This is a genomic window from Muriicola marianensis (assembly GCF_014638095.1).
GTDB lineage: Bacteria > Bacteroidota > Bacteroidia > Flavobacteriales > Flavobacteriaceae > Muriicola > Muriicola marianensis.
The window spans coordinates 161,465-177,233 of the sequence record NZ_BMFH01000001.1 but is presented as its reverse complement, the minus strand read 5'-3'; the positions used below and the strand labels follow the sequence as shown (position 1 = coordinate 177,233).

The 15,769-nt window shown below is 47.9% G+C and carries 18 protein-coding genes; 15 read left to right on the top strand and 3 right to left on the bottom strand.

The features are described 5' to 3' along the window. Positions 1–22 precede the first annotated feature (22 nt). The 5 genes from serC to IEV19_RS00860 all read left to right on the top strand — a co-directional run bounded on the left by serC (position 23) and on the right by IEV19_RS00860 (position 3,650). A complete protein-coding gene (serC, locus tag IEV19_RS00880) occupies positions 23–1,087 on the top strand; it encodes a 3-phosphoserine/phosphohydroxythreonine transaminase (protein ID WP_188368819.1) in 1,065 nt (354 codons plus the stop codon). 41 nt (positions 1,088–1,128) lie between these two features. Further along, positions 1,129–2,085 carry a D-2-hydroxyacid dehydrogenase gene (locus IEV19_RS00875; protein ID WP_188368818.1) on the top strand — a complete coding sequence of 319 codons (957 nt, stop codon included), beginning with the start codon at positions 1,129–1,131 and terminating at the stop codon, positions 2,083–2,085. A gap of 36 nt (positions 2,086–2,121) precedes the next feature. Then, positions 2,122–2,754, top strand: a complete 633-nt coding sequence (locus tag IEV19_RS00870) for a DUF937 domain-containing protein (RefSeq protein ID WP_188368817.1) — start codon at positions 2,122–2,124, stop codon at positions 2,752–2,754. A 70-nt stretch (positions 2,755–2,824) separates the two neighbouring features. Then, a complete protein-coding gene (locus IEV19_RS00865; RefSeq protein ID WP_188368816.1) occupies positions 2,825–3,298 on the top strand; it encodes a DUF6146 family protein in 474 nt (157 codons plus the stop codon). Positions 3,299–3,329: 31 nt separating this feature from the next. Then, entirely contained in the window at positions 3,330–3,650 is a 321-nt protein-coding gene (locus IEV19_RS00860; protein WP_188368815.1) for a DUF6787 family protein, read from the top strand. Positions 3,651–3,660: 10 nt separating this feature from the next. On the opposite strand, the gene IEV19_RS00855 is transcribed toward IEV19_RS00860, so the two are convergent. Further along, positions 3,661–3,954, bottom strand: a complete 294-nt coding sequence (locus IEV19_RS00855) for a hypothetical protein (protein ID WP_188368814.1) — start codon at positions 3,952–3,954, stop codon at positions 3,661–3,663. Between the two features lie 66 nt (positions 3,955–4,020). After that, positions 4,021–4,620 carry a GTP cyclohydrolase I FolE gene (gene folE / locus IEV19_RS00850; RefSeq protein WP_188368813.1) on the bottom strand — a complete coding sequence of 200 codons (600 nt, stop codon included), beginning with the start codon at positions 4,618–4,620 and terminating at the stop codon, positions 4,021–4,023. Between the two features lie 240 nt (positions 4,621–4,860). On the opposite strand from folE, the gene IEV19_RS00845 reads away from it, so the two are divergent. The 4 genes from IEV19_RS00845 (at position 4,861) to IEV19_RS00830 (ending at position 7,524) form a co-directional block, all read left to right on the top strand. Continuing rightward, entirely contained in the window at positions 4,861–5,526 is a 666-nt protein-coding gene (locus tag IEV19_RS00845) for an ABC transporter ATP-binding protein (protein ID WP_188368812.1), read from the top strand. Continuing rightward, on the top strand, positions 5,523–6,068 hold the full coding sequence (locus IEV19_RS00840) for a CPBP family intramembrane glutamic endopeptidase (RefSeq protein ID WP_188368811.1): 546 nt from the start codon (positions 5,523–5,525) through the stop codon (positions 6,066–6,068). Before IEV19_RS00845 ends, IEV19_RS00840 begins: the two co-directional genes overlap by 4 nt. Then, complete coding sequence (locus IEV19_RS00835) at positions 6,065–6,844, top strand: TIGR02757 family protein (protein WP_188368810.1); 780 nt, start codon at positions 6,065–6,067, stop codon at positions 6,842–6,844. Before IEV19_RS00840 ends, IEV19_RS00835 begins: the two co-directional genes overlap by 4 nt. 314 nt (positions 6,845–7,158) lie before the next feature. Beyond that, positions 7,159–7,524, top strand: coding sequence for a hypothetical protein (locus tag IEV19_RS00830; RefSeq protein WP_194419534.1), 366 nt, complete (start codon positions 7,159–7,161; stop codon positions 7,522–7,524). A gap of 5 nt (positions 7,525–7,529) precedes the next feature. Here the strand turns inward: IEV19_RS00830 and IEV19_RS00825 are convergent, their stop codons facing one another. Continuing rightward, positions 7,530–8,663 carry a Gfo/Idh/MocA family protein gene (locus IEV19_RS00825; protein WP_188368808.1) on the bottom strand — a complete coding sequence of 378 codons (1,134 nt, stop codon included), beginning with the start codon at positions 8,661–8,663 and terminating at the stop codon, positions 7,530–7,532. Positions 8,664–8,792: 129 nt separating this feature from the next. Between IEV19_RS00825 and IEV19_RS00820 the strand changes: the two genes are divergently transcribed. The 6 genes from IEV19_RS00820 to IEV19_RS00795 all read left to right on the top strand — a co-directional run bounded on the left by IEV19_RS00820 (position 8,793) and on the right by IEV19_RS00795 (position 15,769). After that, positions 8,793–10,280 (top strand): S10 family peptidase, encoded by a 1,488-nt coding sequence (locus IEV19_RS00820; RefSeq protein ID WP_188368807.1) that lies wholly within the window; start codon positions 8,793–8,795, stop codon positions 10,278–10,280. A 168-nt stretch (positions 10,281–10,448) separates the two neighbouring features. After that, positions 10,449–11,309: a hypothetical protein gene (locus tag IEV19_RS00815; protein ID WP_188368806.1), complete on the top strand. Its 861-nt coding sequence runs from the start codon at positions 10,449–10,451 to the stop codon at positions 11,307–11,309. A 105-nt stretch (positions 11,310–11,414) separates the two neighbouring features. After that, the gene (locus tag IEV19_RS00810; RefSeq protein ID WP_188368805.1) at positions 11,415–12,101 is read left to right on the top strand and encodes an SGNH/GDSL hydrolase family protein; all 687 of its coding nucleotides are present in this window, start codon (positions 11,415–11,417) and stop codon (positions 12,099–12,101) included. A gap of 154 nt (positions 12,102–12,255) precedes the next feature. Next, entirely contained in the window at positions 12,256–14,172 is a 1,917-nt protein-coding gene (locus IEV19_RS00805) for a BatA domain-containing protein (RefSeq protein ID WP_188368804.1), read from the top strand. Next, positions 14,169–15,428, top strand: coding sequence for a dihydroorotase (locus IEV19_RS00800; protein ID WP_188368803.1), 1,260 nt, complete (start codon positions 14,169–14,171; stop codon positions 15,426–15,428). Before IEV19_RS00805 ends, IEV19_RS00800 begins: the two co-directional genes overlap by 4 nt. A gap of 11 nt (positions 15,429–15,439) precedes the next feature. After that, positions 15,440–15,769 carry a hypothetical protein gene (locus tag IEV19_RS00795; protein ID WP_188368802.1) on the top strand — a complete coding sequence of 110 codons (330 nt, stop codon included), beginning with the start codon at positions 15,440–15,442 and terminating at the stop codon, positions 15,767–15,769.

Below are 15,769 nucleotides of genomic sequence, written 5' to 3'. Positions count from 1 at the left end.
TGCAAAAAAAGCACCCCGACTTATGAAAAAACACAATTTTAGCGCCGGTCCCTGTATCCTGCCGGCTGAGGTCATGAAAAAGGCTTCTGACGCCGTGCTCGAACTCGATGGGATCGGACTCTCACTCATAGAGATCTCCCATAGAAGCAAAGAATTCGTCGCAATCATGGAAAAAGCCAGGTCCCTGGCCCTTGAGCTCCTCGGCCTGGAAGGAAAAGGGTATCAGGCCCTCTACTTGCAGGGAGGTGCGAGCCTGCAGTTTCCGATGCTGGCCTACAACCTGCTCGAGAACAAGGCGGGTTACCTCAATACAGGAACCTGGAGTTCCAATGCCCTGAAGGAAGCAAAAATCATCGGGAACGCTGTGGAGGTCGCCTCTTCCAAGGATAAGAACTTCAATTTTATCCCCAAGGGTTTTGATATTCCGGCAGACCTGGATTACCTGCACCTCACTTCGAACAATACTATTTTCGGAACACAGATCAAGGATTTCCCCTCCACCAACGTACCCCTGGTCTGCGATATGAGTTCTGATATTTTTTCGCGTCAGCTCGATTTCTCAAAATTCGACCTGATATATGCCGGAGCACAAAAGAATATGGGTCCGGCCGGAACCACTCTTGTGGTCATCAAGGAGGACCTGCTCGGAAAGGTGACGCGTAAGATCCCGTCCATGCTGAATTACCAGGTACACATCGGTAAAGACAGTATGTTCAATACCCCGGCCGTTTTCCCGGTCTATGTCTGCATGCTGACCCTGCAATGGCTTAAGGACATGGGCGGTATAGCTGCTATTGAGGAGATCAACGAGAAAAAGGCAAAACTGATTTATTCCGAGATCGATCTCAACCCCCTCTTCCAGGGGTTTGCCGCCAAGGAAGACCGGTCTAACATGAACGCCACGTTTACGCTCAAAGATGAAAAACTCAAAGACACCTTTGATGCTATGTGGAAAGAGGCCGGAATCAATGGCCTGAACGGCCACCGATCGGTTGGAGGGTACAGGGCGTCTATGTACAATGCCCTCACCCTGGAGAGTGTAGGTGTACTGGTAGATGTAATGAGTGACCTTGAAAGGAAGGCCTGACAGGCACTCAGAAAAGCAATCTGAATTGAATACACGTATTTATGAGTAAAAAGATCCTTGCCAATGACGGCATTTCAAAAAGTGGAATAGAGGCCCTGCAATCCGCAGGATTTGAGGTACTGACGACAAATGTGGCCCAGGAACAGCTGGTTAATTTCATCAATGAGGAAAACGTAGCAGGTCTTTTGGTCCGCAGCGCGACCCAGGTTAGAAAAGAGTTGATCGATTCCTGCCCCGGGCTAAAGCTGATTGGCCGTGGCGGAGTCGGGATGGATAATATCGATGTGGAATACGCCCGAGAAAAAGGCCTGCATGTGATCAATACCCCCGCATCCTCTTCAGCCTCGGTGGCAGAACTGGTATTTGCCCATCTCTTTGGGGGGGCGAGGTTTCTATATGACGCCAACCGGAATATGCCACTGGAAGGTGATAAGAATTTTAAAGGCCTGAAGAAGAGTTACGGAAAAGGCACGGAATTAAGAGGAAAAACCCTGGGTGTGCTCGGCTTCGGCAGGATAGGTCAGGCTACCGCAAAGATCGCTCTCGGGATTGGGATGAAGGTGATGTATTTTGACCCCAACCTCCAGGAGGCAGAGATCAGTATTTCTTTTTACGACGATCGCTCCATTTCCTTTCCCCTTCACTCAAGTTCAAAGGAGGAAGTCCTTAAAGCAGCAGATTTTATCACCCTTCACGTCCCGGCTCAAAAGGACTACGTGATAGGGAAGCCAGAATTCGACATGATGAAGAACGGTGTAGGCTTGGTAAATGCGGCCCGTGGAGGGGTTATCGACGAGGTCGCCCTGCTGGATGCCATCGACCAGGGCAAGATCGCTTTTGCCGGGTTGGATGTATTTGAAAGTGAACCCCATCCTGAGGTACGCATTTTGATGCATCCCAAGATCTCTCTCTCGCCCCATATAGGGGCCGCCACAGGGGAAGCCCAGGACAGGATCGGTACTGAGCTGGCAGAGCAGATCATCAAGCTCCTCAATTAGATTTAAAAAATAGTATCTTACACCAAAACCATTAAAATGTCAGGATTATTAGATTTACTGGGCGGACCTCTGGGAAAACAACTCGTCGACGGGGTGTCGGAACAGACCGGGCAGCCTTCAGACAAAACAGCGGATGTTTTGAGCATGGCCATGCCGCTGTTGCTGGGTGCCATGAAGAAAAATGCATCAGATCCCCAGGGAGCATCCGGATTGATGAACGCCCTGGATTCAAAACATTCAGGGGGTATCTTGGATAATTTAGGCGGACTTTTCCAGGGAGGGGTCAATGATTCCGTGCTGCAAGACGGAGCAGGGATTCTCGGCCATGTACTGGGTAACAAGCAACCCATGATAGAAAATGCCCTGAGTCAGAAATCCGGGGTGGATGCAGGTTCGGTGGCCCAGATCCTCAAGATCGCAGCCCCTATCGTTATGGGATATCTCGGCAGGCAAAAGGCGCAGAGCAATGTGAGCGATGCTAACGGGCTGACCTCTCTGCTTGGATCGATGCTTGGAGGACAACCCAAACAGAACCAAAGCCTGATCACAAGCCTGATCGACGCTGATGGCGACGGAAGTGTGCTTGATGATGTAGCCGGCATGGTACTGGGTGCCAAAAAGAAAAAAGGCGGACTGGGTGGAATGCTGGGTGGCCTTTTCGGCAAATAAGCAAAGAGTACTTAACTTTTTTTAACTAGACCACCGGACAACCCCGGTGGTTTTTTTGTATCTTCTGGATATGAGATATGAAGTAAAAACTGGTTTATTACGATCGGCTGTCCTGGGCTTGATCACCCTCTCGGTTGTCATGATGAGCTGTGGTGGATCTAAAATGAACAGTACCGTTTCGGAACAGGAGCGCAAGGCATTTAACAGTACGGAAGCTGATACTGTAAAGATCTCGGATGAAGAATCCAATTACGAGATCATCATCATTGAACCGGGCTTTAATGTCTGGTTGCAGGCCGTTGCCCGTCCGCCCGGATATTATTCCCAAACCTTCCTGGAAAACCGTAACAGGTTGTTGGTGATCGAGTGGAACAACAGGGTCATCAACAACTTGCAATTCGATCCCCAGCTATATCAGCTTCAGATCGACTACGACCCCCTGATAGACTATGGATACGAGGTAAACTACAAACTCTACAATTACTTTATCTACTTTCAGCGAAAATACAACCAGCGGTTAGGGCCTTTTGCACCACGTATATAATTCCATACCTTTGCGGCCTTAATCGAGAATAGTGACAAGCAGATTAAAAAAATATTGGGGGATCACCTCCACCTGGCAGTTACTGGTCATCTTCTGGGTATTTGCCATCACCGGCTCGGCATCGGTCTATGTAGCCAAGCCTTTTCTGAATTTTATAGGTCTTTCAAGGGATGCCTTTCCCGATGCATGGTGGAGCGGCTGGATATACTGGACCCTGAGGATTTTGTTGATTTTTCCCTTTTACCAGGTCTTGCTGGTACTTTTTGGCTGGCTTTTCGGCCAGTTCAAATTCTTTTGGAATTTCGAGAAAAAGATGCTGAGTAGGATGGGGCTGGGTCGATTCTTTTCGTAGCCCATTGAGTTCAGGACTGGATAATTTCTTTTGATTTCTTTTTCGACAAGATAAAGGTATAGATCCACATCAGGGTAAAACCCGGTATGAAGTCGAGCCCGGGCAAGAGTTCCTCAACAAAGGTTACAAAACCCGCAATCTGACCTAGTCTTCCCTTGTACATTCGGGTCATTAGCCAGGCAGCAACGGGCGCCCAGATCACATCTGAGAATTCACCAATCCCCGGGATACTGAAAGAAAGCATTCCTATCCCGTCAAAGAGGATGCCCAATAAGAGGTATTTTACTTTCGACCCCGAATTCATAAGGTTAAAAATAAAGAAACCCGATTGTCTTCACAACCGGGTTTTGACAAATCTCTTTTTCTTTTATCAGGACAGTCTGGAACTGATCAACTTTAAGAATTCATTCCGGGTCTCGATCTTTTCGAACTGTCCCCGGAATCCGGAAGTGGTGGTTACCGAATTCTGCTTCTGTACCCCGCGCATCATCATACACATATGGGATGCTTCTATCACAACGGCAGCCCCTTTTGGCTTAAGGGTGTTATTGATACATTCCAGGATGTCGTGGGTGAGCCTCTCCTGAACCTGCAGCCTCCTGGCAAAGACATCCACCACCCTGGGAATCTTGCTCAACCCGACGATATGGCCGTCCGGGATGTATGCGATATGCGCCTTTCCGTAAAAAGGCAACATATGGTGCTCACAAAGGGAGTATACTTCTATATCCTTTATAATTACCATCTCATCGTATTCTTCGGCAAACATGGCACTTTTCAGAATCTTCACGGCATCCTGCTTATAACCCTGGGTGAGGAAGAGCATGGCCTTTGCTGCCCGCTCCGGAGTTTTTAGCAGGCCTTCCCTCTTGACGTCCTCCCCTATCTCATCAATGATCTTTGAGTAACGTTCCTTTACCTCATTGGTAATGTTCATATTGTACTCTTCCAGGTTTTGATATGGTGCCATAATAACTTATTTATGAGTAAGCAGAAAAACTGTTTTGTTTAGTATTTGATTCATAAACCTAAACAAAAGTAATCAATTCTAGGCCTGCTCCTGAACTTTAACGTATAATTAGCAGAATAAAAGAGCTTACAGTACATCAGGAAATAGTTAGTTAAAGTACTGAGACTCCCCTCCTGCCCTCGAACTGTCATTTTGTAATGAACGCGCTTATGTGTACTTTCGAGCCTCAAACGAATTTGGATGATCACCGCCAGGAATATTCAGAAATACTACGGCTCCCTCCAGGTTTTAAAAGGCGTTGACCTCCATATAGATAAAGGGGAAGTAGTGTCTGTAGTCGGGGCATCAGGAGCTGGTAAAACCACTTTGTTGCAGATCCTCGGAACACTAGACCGTCAATCCAATCCCGCTGAAAGCGACTTAAAGGTCAGCGGAGTGGAAGTAACTGAACTGGGGGATAAAGCCCTCGCCAGGTTTCGGAATGAACACATAGGCTTCATCTTCCAATTCCATCAACTACTACCCGAATTTACCGCCCTGGAAAATGTTTGTATTCCGGCTTACATCAAAAAAACACCTCCCGCGGAGGCGGAAAAAAGAGCGGCAGAACTTCTGGAATTCCTGGGGCTCGGAGAACGCCTGCATCACAAACCCAGTGAACTGTCCGGAGGAGAACAACAGCGGGTAGCCGTAGCCAGGGCCCTGATCAACAATCCTTCCGTTATCCTGGCCGATGAACCCAGCGGGAATCTCGACTCCGAAAGCGCTGAGGTCCTTCACAAGCTTTTCTTTCGGCTCAGGGAAGAGTTCGGACAGACCTTTGTCATCGTTACTCACAATGAGGAGCTGGCTGAAATGGCCGACCGTAAACTGACCATGATTGACGGCATTATCGTAAATCAATGATCTTAAAACACCTCTGGTCTTATTCGAAGTCCCCGAAATATGATCCATACCGGGCGATATCCACTGACCTTAAGATAAAGGTCGTCCTTTCCGCAGTCGGCTGGAATCTCCTTTTTGGAATCGGTCTTGCGGTAGTAACTGAAGGTGTATTCCACGTTTTGGAAGTGGATATGGGTAAGCACCGCACCGTCGATATGTTCTCAAAGTACACGCTTCCGCAGGTTTTTTTGATGATGGTGGTCCTTGCTCCTGTGATAGAGGAGTTCCTTTTTCGCGGACCGCTGATCTTCTTCAGGAGATCTTCCTTCTTTCCCTGGGTATTTTACCTGTCCTGTGTCATTTTTGGAATGGTGCATCTAGGTAATTTTGAAGACAGCAGCAACCTGCTGCCCTGGGCTCCCCTCCTGGTCGCCCCTCAAATCCTGATGGGGTTTTTCCTGGGATTCCTTAGGGTTAAACTGGGGCTTGTTTATGCCATCTTGATGCACGCCTGCCATAACGGGGTGCTTTTCTTTCTGGTTTCACTAACTGAGCTGACATGAAGAAGAAACAACCGGACATTGATGAACTCAGGGAATTCCTGGACCTTAAGGTAGAACAATATAATCGTCCGGAATTTTTGGCCAGCGACCCTATACAGATCCCGCACAGGTTCCATGAAAAAGAGGACATCGAGATCAGTGGCTTTCTGACGGCGACCATCGCCTGGGGAAACAGGAAAAGCATTATCAATAATGCGAGCCTGCTTATGGACCTGATGGATCAGTCTCCCTATCAGTTCGTCTCCCAACACCAAGAATCCGACCTCAAAGCCCTGGATAATTTTGTACACCGTACATTCAACGGCACAGACCTCCGCTATTTTATCCAAGCCCTCCAACATCTCTATTCCCACCATGGTGGGATGGAAGCTGTTTTCACCCGTCATGCCGGGCAGTCATCTTTACAACAAGCCATTTCTGATTTTCGCGCACTATTCTTTGCTCTGGATCATGAACAACGGACGGAGAAACACGTTTCTGATCCCTCCAGAGGATCGGCTGCCAAAAGGATTAACATGTTCCTCAGATGGATGGTACGCGATGCGGGAACCGGGGTGGATTTTGGCCTCTGGAAGACATTGAAACCCTCTCAACTGTCCTGTCCGCTCGATGTGCATTCAGGAAAGGTGGCCCGTAAGTTGGGCCTGCTGACCCGAAATCAGAATGACGCCAGGGCGGTCAGGGAACTCGATGCAAACCTGAGAATTTTGGATCCCAAGGACCCGGTAAAGTATGACTTTGCCTTATTCGGCCTAGGAGTCTTTGAAAAGTTCTGAATCCTCCTTCCCCCCTTCATTATGAGACGGTTAAACTTTATGGAGGGTCGATCGATCATTCTTACATATCACCCTATCTATACTCAAAAAAGCTAAAACATTTTATCTATCAAAATAAGTATTTAACAGAGAATATTTTAGTATTTATAATTATTCCTTATTATATCATTTACATTTTAACATATATAGAATATATAATGTAATTGTTAAATATTTGATAATTCAATGCTCCGGGATATGTTTCATGACGGAAAAATCTTATTTTTAAACTACAATCTGACTAATTACTGTTATGCTGAAAACAATCGGTAACAATGGTAAGTAGTTATACTATCCAAAAAAATAAGGGTTATCTGGAGATGATAGTGGAGGGAACCTATGATTACTGGGAATTCCTTGAATATCCGCGATACATCCGGAATTCCTGTGACGAAAACCGTTGTCCCAAAATCCTTATAGATGTGACACCCGTCAAAGCCCAGGAGGTATCCCTGATAGAACTGTTTTTCCTGGGAGAGGAGATTGCTAAAGTGATCGGCGATAAGATCATGATCGCTTTGCTCTGGAAGCGGGAATCTCTATCTGACTTTCTGGTGGATGTGGTTACCAACAGAAATGCCCAATTAAAAGTATTTGACGATTTAAAACTGGCCAGGTACTGGCTTACCCAGAAATACTGACCCCTTTAGACAAGGCCCATATTTCCCAATTCAAGCGGTACGGAACGGTTACCTTCTGAGATAGACCTGTAAATGGCTTCGATGATAATCATATCCCGCTTTCCCATTTCACCGGGAGCCCTGTTTACCGAGCCGTACAGGATGTGACTGGCAAAATCGTCCATTTGAAGCTTTTGTTGGGACTCATGTTTGAATTGAATGGGACCATTTGAGGATTCTCCGGCGAGAGGTCCGTAATTATTAGCCGGTTTTAAAGAGAACCATCCTCCTGTACAGGACGCATAAAGACTATTAGCATTGGCGTTGTGAGAGGTAAAAACAGTGCCCGTTGCCCCTCCCGGGAACTGAAACTGGGCAGTAACGGTCTCATCGGTGTCCTTAAAGTAATCCGGACGTGTACTGAATTCCTGAGCCGTGACTTTAACAGGGTTCTCCCCGGTGGCGTAGATAGTGCTCTGAATACTGTACACCCCCATGTTCATCAGTGCCCCTCCCCCGGATAAGGCCTTGTTAAGTCGCCATTGATCCGGGTTGCCGGCAGATCGGTAGGCCGCTTCTGCATTGACATATGCTGTCTTCCCAAAAGTCTTTTCCCTCACAAAGCGCTTAACTTCCTGGGTATAGGGTTCCGAGTGAAGGCGGTAGCCAATACCCAATTTGACGCCCGCCTTCCGGCAAGCTTCTATGATGGCATCACATTCAGCAACTGTTACAGCCATAGGCTTCTCGCAGATAACGTGTTTACCTGCCTGTGCCGCCCTGATAGAAAATTCGGCATGCATGCTGTTCGGCAGCACCACATATACCACATCGATATCATCGTTGTCTGCAATGGTATCAAAATTTTGGTAATTGTAAATATTCCCGGCAGGTATACCGTATCTCTCTGCCCAGATCCTCTCTTTGGCCTTTGTTCCTGTGACGATGCCTGCCAGATGGCAGAACTTTGTATCCTGCAGTGCGGGAGCGAGCTGATAGGTGCTGTAACTCCCCAATCCCACAAGCGCTATCCCTAGGGATTCCTCCCTACTTTTTGTTCCGGCCATGGCACAGGCCAGGGGTACCGAGGAGAACAGGGCCGATCCGGCAATTCCTTGGGAGAGTCTTCTGTTGAATTGTCTTCTGCTGATATTACCCATTATTTTCAATTTTAAACCTCTTCGGGCAAGGAAGCTTTAAGTTACTAAATCATACAGGATGTAAACCTTATTTATCCGTTTATTTTTAGATCTGAAAATTGCTATTTTTAGGCGCCTAAAAATTAAAAGATGAAAAAAACAGTATCTCTCCTTGTCATTTCAGTATACAGTTGCCTGAGTTTATTTTCCCAGGAACGCTCCATCCCGGTAGACACCACGGTGACCACCCAGCACAGCGTGACGGTGAACGGGGCTACCTTCAGCTATACGGCTGAAACAGGAACCCAACCGGTTTGGGATGAACTGGGGAAGCCGATCGCAGCCCTCCATTATACTTATTACACCCGCAATGATGTCAAAGACCGAAGATCAAGGCCTTTGCTGATATCATTTAACGGGGGACCCGGTTCGGGCTCTGTCTGGATGCACCTGGCCTATACAGGTCCGCGCGTCCTCAACATTGACGATGAAGGGTTTCCCGTGCAACCCTACGGCGTGAGTCAGAATCCCTATTCCGTGCTCGACGTGACAGACATTGTCTATGTCAATCCGGCAAACACTGGGTATTCCCGCACCATTCCCGAATCCGGCAAGGAGGTCGACCGCAGTAAATTCTTTGGTATCAATGCAGACATTGAATACCTGGCAGAATGGCTGAACACTTTCGTCACCCGGCACAATCGCTGGCGTTCTCCAAAATATATCATTGGTGAAAGCTATGGGGGCACGCGTGTTATGGGGCTTTCCCTGGCCCTCCAAAACCAGCAATGGATGTATCTGAACGGGGTCATTATGGTAAGTCCGGCAGACTACAAAGTGCTGCGGACAGGCGGTCCTGTGAGCGATGCCCTCAACCTCCCCTACTACACCGCTGCTGCCTGGCATCACAAAGCCCTCCCGGCTTCCCTTCAGGGCAAGGACCTTCTAGAGATCCTTCCGGAATCAGAGGACTTTACTATCAACACCCTGATCCCTGCCCTGGCAAAGGGAGGCTTTATCGATCAGGCTGAACGCGATCGCGTTGCGGAGCGCATGGCATTTTACTCCGGACTATCCAAGGAGGAGGTTCTGACGCGCAACCTGGTGATCCCGACCTCCTATTTCTGGAAAGCCTTGCTGAGAGACCGCGGATATACCGTGGGCAGGCTGGACAGCCGCTACTTGGGTATCGACCGTCAGATAGCAGGAGAGAGACCGGATTACAATTCGGAGATCACCTCCTGGCTACACAGCTTTACCCCGGCCATCAATTACTATCTCCAGGAAGAACTCAAGTTCAAAACCGATATCAAATACAATATGTTCGGACCCGTACGGCCCTGGGACAACGACGATGACAACACCCGTGACAACCTCAGACAGGCCATGGCTCAGAACCCTTATCTGAACGTGCTAATCCAAAGTGGTTACTACGACGGGGCCACCACCTATTTCAATGCCAAATACACCATGTGGCAGGTGGATCCCAGTGGAAGGATGAAGGACAGGTTCGAGTTCAAAGGTTACAGAAGTGGGCATATGATGTACCTCAGGAGGGAAGACCTGAAACAGGCCAATGAGGACATTCGCGCCTTTATTCTCAGAACACAGGCCAACGGGAAAAGTGCAAAATATTGATGATCCTTTTTTTATCAATCCCTGATAATAGTCTTAAAGGCAACTTTTTGAGGTTTCATCTATCCATTGGAGGGGTTGGTTGAAAGCGAGATTTCATGGGCTTTCGAAATACTTTTAGAAGAGGGTTTACGTTATATCCAACGTAAACTCATTTAAAAGTATGCCCCAATGAAAAATGTAAAATTTTCAGGACTGGTCCTGTTGATACTGGCCTTGTTCGTCATTTCCTGCGAAAAATCCACAGATGGATCGGAACAGTCGCTGTCGCCGGAATTACCTCCGGCAGAATCCATGGCTATCGATTTCGATGCCTTTGAAGAAAATGGAACTTCCGGCAAATCTGCGGTTCTCAGGGATGTTCAAAAAGCCCCGAACGGAAATTGGGTGTTCTCCCGCCTTGTAGTCGGAGTCTGGAGTACAGCCCTCTATTCCACCCTATCCGTACCTGTTGCGGCCTTCCACGCAGCTTTTGCCCAGACTCCCGAACAGATCTCGGATGATACCTGGCAGTGGACCTACAGCGTTGACGGTTTCACCAGCGAATACACAGCCCGGCTCACGGCCCAGTTAACCTCTGAAGCGGTATTGTGGAATATGTATATCACCAAAAACGGGATAGAAGGATTTGAGGAGTTTCAGTGGTTCTCAGGTTCCAGCTCTCTCGATGGGAACAGCGGATTCTGGATTCTGAACCAGGGTCCGGATCATCCTGATGCCATGCTGCGAATAGACTGGGAAAGAACGGGTGATGAGATTGGAAGTATCCGTTATACCTGGGTCAGGGAGCTCAATGATCAGGGCACTGACGATCTATTCAGGAACAGCTATCTGGAGTACGGTCTTCAGGATGCATATTACGATGCCTATTTCAATGCCTATGTATACGACACCAACCTTCAGGCTTTCACAGAAGTGGATATAGAATGGAGCAGAGAGACTTTTGAAGGAAGGGTAAGGTCATTCGCTTATTTTGAAGATGAACTGTGGCATTGCTGGGACAGCAACGGAGACGACGTGGCCTGTGAATAATTACATGATATAAAAGAAGACCCTGCCCTTAAAAAGCAGGGTTTTTTTGTGGTCTTCCGGGATCTTATTTAGTATCTTTTCGGCATTAATACATCGCAGTACGCCATGAAGAGAACAAATGTGATCATCTTCCTTGCAGTACTCCTTTCCGGACAGCTAACCGCCCAGGATTGGGCCCAACTGGCTGAATTCAGGAATGAGAATCTATCATTAGATGAAAAAGTGACAAAAGAAGGCCGAGTCGTATTCTTTGGAAATTCCATTACCATTGGCTGGTTGCAAACCATGCCTTCCTTTTTCGAAGGAAAACCCTACATCAACCGGGGAATCGGTGGTCAGACGACCCCTCAGATGCTGGTCAGGTTCAGACAGGATGTGATCGATCTGAAACCCAGGGTGGTGGTTATTCTCGCCGGCACCAATGATATTGCCGGTAATACCGGGCCAATGACCCTGCAGGAGACCCTTGACAACCTGATCTCCATGACAGAACTGGCCAGAGCAAACGGCATTGCTGTAGTCCTTTGTTCTGTCCTGCCGGCTTCTGATTATCCCTGGCGCCCGGGACTGAGACCTGATATCAAAATACCCGAGCTCAACACAATGATAAAGGAGTACACCGAGCAAGCCGGCGTAGTCTATCTCGACTATTTCAGTGCTATGGTCAATGAGAACAAAGGGCTGGACCCCGATCTTGCTCATGACGGGGTACATCCCACCAGGAAAGGTTACGAAATGATGGCTCCACTTGCTGAATCGGCCATAGAGCAAGCCTTAAGGCAATCCGAATAGTCAAAATACGCATCCTATTTTCACCCTGGCGTGCAGGGGTTGAGCAGCACCATTTCTTCCTCTGCTGAAGCGGGTATCCAAACGTAAAATGTCCTGATAGGAACCGATTCGCTCCTGCAAAACTTTGATTATATTTGTCAAATGATTACGGGAAATGCTGTTTAAATACCCCCAACTCCTCTGGTCGCTCTGGCTGCTCCTTATTCCCATCCTCATCCACCTTTTACAGCTACGGAGGTTTAAACCCACCCCATTTACCAACGTACGGCTGTTAAAAAAGGTAAAGGCCAAATCACAGAAATCCCAGACCCTGAAACGATGGTTGCTCCTGATCTCCAGGTTAGGACTCTTAGCCGCGTTGATCCTGGCCTTCGCACAGCCCTTTACAGCCAACAGGTCGGCTTTCATGAAGCAGGACCTGGTGATCTATTTGGACAATTCCTTCAGTATGCAGGCCAGGAGGGATCAAAATTCATTGTTGGAGGAAGCCGTACAGGAACTGATCCGCACCATCCCGGAGGGCACTATTTTTTCCCTTTTTACGAATGATTCGGAATACCGGGATGTAAGGGTAGATGAAATAAGAAATGAGCTCCTTCAACTCAAGTTCTCAAATGACCAACTCAATCTGTCCGAGATCGAACTTAAGGCCAATTCTTTTTTGAATGACGGACCGGATGCGCTCAAAAGCCTTGTGGTCATTTCGGATTTTCAGGAATCACTCGGAGGGATCATGGACGAAGGCAGAATAGAAGCCAACACCTTTTTTATCCCCCTCAGGACGGATGAGGTAAGGAATGTCTCCATCGATACTGTATTTCTCGAGACCTCATCGGGAAATATAAATAACCTGCACATTACCATCTCGGGGAATCACGATTTTGGATCCATCCCTGTTTCTCTGTTCAACAAAGGTTCGTTGATTGCAAAATCTGCGGCGACCTATAATTCGGAGGGTACTTCTGAACTCGTTTTTTCTCTCCCAGGTGAGGAAAATATCGAAGGTAAGGTCACACTCACAGACACCGGCCTCACTTTTGACAACGAGCTTTATTTCAACATCAACACCCGGGAAAAGATCCGGGTCCTGGGAATTGGCACAGAAGATGAGTTTCTGATCAGATTGTTCGATGACAATACATCACAATACAGGTCGGTTTCATCCTTAGATCAGGCCAGCAATCTTATTGCCGACCAGGACCTGGTCATACTCAACCAACTCAATGCATTTCCGTCGGGTACCGTGGATCTCCTGAGGGAATACACGGACCGTGGAGGCAGCCTGGTGCTGATCCCTTCCCTGACCATGAAAACAGAGGAATTCAACCGCCTGTTGGGCTTTTACGGCCTATCCTTTGGAAAAAGGATACAAACTCCTATGGAGATTACGGACATCAATTATGCCCATCCCCTATTCAGAGATGTCTTCAAAGATGCTGTCACCAATTTTCAGTATCCTTCAGCAAAGGAATTCTTTGTCTTGAATGGACGCGCAGATAAAATCCTGGGCTTTTCTAACGAGTCGCCCTTCCTCGCTGCCAGGGGTAAAAGCTATGTGTTTACTACCTCATTATCACCTGTAAACACCAATTTCACTGCTTCTCCCCTTGTGGTCCCGACACTTTATGCCATGGCCATGCAAAGCCGCAGTTTACCCACCCCCTATTATTTGTTGGGGTCTGATAGTTCAGAGGATGTGGCCGTACAATTGGGTGAGGACCGTATTCTTAGTCTGAAAAAAGGAGATCTGGAATTTATACCCCGGCAGCAATCCGTAGGACGGAATACGAGGCTCTGGTTTTCCGGAGCTCCTCAGGAAGCAGGCACTTTTGCCCTCGTAAATGCACCTGTCGACAGATCATTTAGTTTTAATTTCCCCAGGGCTGAAAATGATCTGACTTATCTCCCTCTCGATGAAGCGGGCGAAGGCATTGATATAATCGACTCAGTTTCTGAATTGTTTGAAAGATTTGAAAATGACAGCAGGGTGACAGGCCTTTGGAAATGGTTTGTTATTTTAGCGGTGCTGTTTTTACTGGCAGAGATCATCATTCAAAAGGCAATGAAATGAACATTCTTCTCAAATCGGCTCGTATCCTGGATACACAGAACCAAAGCCTGCATGGTAAAGTCAGGGACATATGGATCAAAAACGGTCGTATAGAGAAGATCGCCTCTTCGGTTTCCCCCGAAGCCAGGACCAAGGTTATTGAACGGCCCAATCTCCATGTATCCAAAGGCTGGATAGACAGTAGTGTTAGTTTCGGCGAACCCGGGTACGAGGAGCGGGAGACCCTTGCCCATGGAGCAAGAGTAGCCGCCTTGAGCGGTTTTACGGATGTTGTGCTCAATCCGAATACGCACCCTATCCCGGATACCAGCGGGGACATCGTTTTCATCAATAAGACGGCTGCCGGAAAAGGGGCACGGGTACATCCCATGGGGGCCTTAACGCGCGCTTCAGCCGGGACTGATCTCTCGGAAATGTATGACATGAAGAAGGCCGGTGCCGTTGCCTTTTACGATTTTAAATCCCCCGTAGGTCAATCCAATCTACTGAAGATCGCCCTACAATACGCCCAGGGTTTTGACGCACTTGTGCTGTCCTTTCCCATGGACTCCTCTATCGCGGCCACAGGGACGGTGAACGAAGGTAACACGTCCACCCAGCTGGGATTAAAAGGAATCCCTGCCCTGGCGGAAGAGATACAGATCGCAAGAGACCTGTATATTCTTGAGTACACCGGAGGTAAATTGCATATTCCCACTATTTCCTCGTCCGGAGCTGTCGCTCTTATCGGTGAAGCCAAGAAGAAAGGACTGGATGTGACCTGCAGTGTCGCGATCCATAACCTGTATTATACCGATGAAGTACTCGTCGACTTTGACACAAATTTCAAAGTCATGCCTCCACTGCGGACCTCCAAAGACAGGGAGGCTCTGCGAAAAGGACTGAAAAATGGAGTGATAGATATGGTCACCTCAGACCATATGCCCATCGACATAGAAGAGAAACGGGTGGAATTTGACAGGGCTGCCTACGGATCCCTGGGCCTGGAGTCTTCTTTCGGGATCCTGAATTCGATTTTTGGTCCGGATAAAACGGTGGATCTCCTGACTGCAGGTCATAAGCGTTTTGGTCTTCCTGCGCCTGCCATCAAAGAGGGCGAACCGGTAAGTCTGAGTCTCTTCAATCCCGAAGGAGATCATCTGATCACCAAAGAAAGCCTGGAATCTACCTCCAAAAACAGCATGTATGCAGGGAGGAAAGTCAAAGGCCTGGTATATGGCAGTGTTACAGGGCAGCAAGTATTCCTAAAGAAATGAAGTAATACACCATGGAGGAGCAGGACATTAAGGAAGGGAAAACCACGGCAATCGTAGCCTATATCACCATGGTGGGCGCGTTAATTGCGATCACGATGAATCTCGAACCAAAAAACCCATTCGCCAGGTTTCACGTGCGACAGGCTTTTGGTATCCACCTGGTGTTTCTTGGTGTCGCCCTGTTCCTCAGCGTGTGGTTTGTAAAATACGCCCTCCTCGCCCTTTATGTTTTCTATTTCGTCATGTGGCTTTATGGTTTCCTTGGGGCGATAGGCGGGAGAGCGAATACGATGCCGGTAATCGGAGCGTATTTTCAAAAATGGTTTACTTTCATTCAATAA

Coding starts and splice junctions, on each gene's coding strand:
- serC (WP_188368819.1), top strand. CDS start 23: ATGAAAAAACACAATTTTAGCGCCGGTCCCTGTATCCTGCCGGCTGAG.
- IEV19_RS00875 (WP_188368818.1), top strand. CDS start 1,129: ATGAGTAAAAAGATCCTTGCCAATGACGGCATTTCAAAAAGTGGAATA.
- IEV19_RS00870 (WP_188368817.1), top strand. CDS start 2,122: ATGTCAGGATTATTAGATTTACTGGGCGGACCTCTGGGAAAACAACTC.
- IEV19_RS00865 (WP_188368816.1), top strand. CDS start 2,825: ATGAGATATGAAGTAAAAACTGGTTTATTACGATCGGCTGTCCTGGGC.
- IEV19_RS00855 (WP_188368814.1), bottom strand. CDS start 3,954: ATGAATTCGGGGTCGAAAGTAAAATACCTCTTATTGGGCATCCTCTTT.
- folE (WP_188368813.1), bottom strand. CDS start 4,620: ATGGCACCATATCAAAACCTGGAAGAGTACAATATGAACATTACCAAT.
- IEV19_RS00845 (WP_188368812.1), top strand. CDS start 4,861: ATGATCACCGCCAGGAATATTCAGAAATACTACGGCTCCCTCCAGGTT.
- IEV19_RS00840 (WP_188368811.1), top strand. CDS start 5,523: ATGATCTTAAAACACCTCTGGTCTTATTCGAAGTCCCCGAAATATGAT.
- IEV19_RS00835 (WP_188368810.1), top strand. CDS start 6,065: ATGAAGAAGAAACAACCGGACATTGATGAACTCAGGGAATTCCTGGAC.
- IEV19_RS00830 (WP_194419534.1), top strand. CDS start 7,159: ATGGTAAGTAGTTATACTATCCAAAAAAATAAGGGTTATCTGGAGATG.
- IEV19_RS00825 (WP_188368808.1), bottom strand. CDS start 8,663: ATGGGTAATATCAGCAGAAGACAATTCAACAGAAGACTCTCCCAAGGA.
- IEV19_RS00820 (WP_188368807.1), top strand. CDS start 8,793: ATGAAAAAAACAGTATCTCTCCTTGTCATTTCAGTATACAGTTGCCTG.
- IEV19_RS00815 (WP_188368806.1), top strand. CDS start 10,449: ATGAAAAATGTAAAATTTTCAGGACTGGTCCTGTTGATACTGGCCTTG.
- IEV19_RS00810 (WP_188368805.1), top strand. CDS start 11,415: ATGAAGAGAACAAATGTGATCATCTTCCTTGCAGTACTCCTTTCCGGA.
- IEV19_RS00805 (WP_188368804.1), top strand. CDS start 12,256: ATGCTGTTTAAATACCCCCAACTCCTCTGGTCGCTCTGGCTGCTCCTT.
- IEV19_RS00800 (WP_188368803.1), top strand. CDS start 14,169: ATGAACATTCTTCTCAAATCGGCTCGTATCCTGGATACACAGAACCAA.
- IEV19_RS00795 (WP_188368802.1), top strand. CDS start 15,440: ATGGAGGAGCAGGACATTAAGGAAGGGAAAACCACGGCAATCGTAGCC.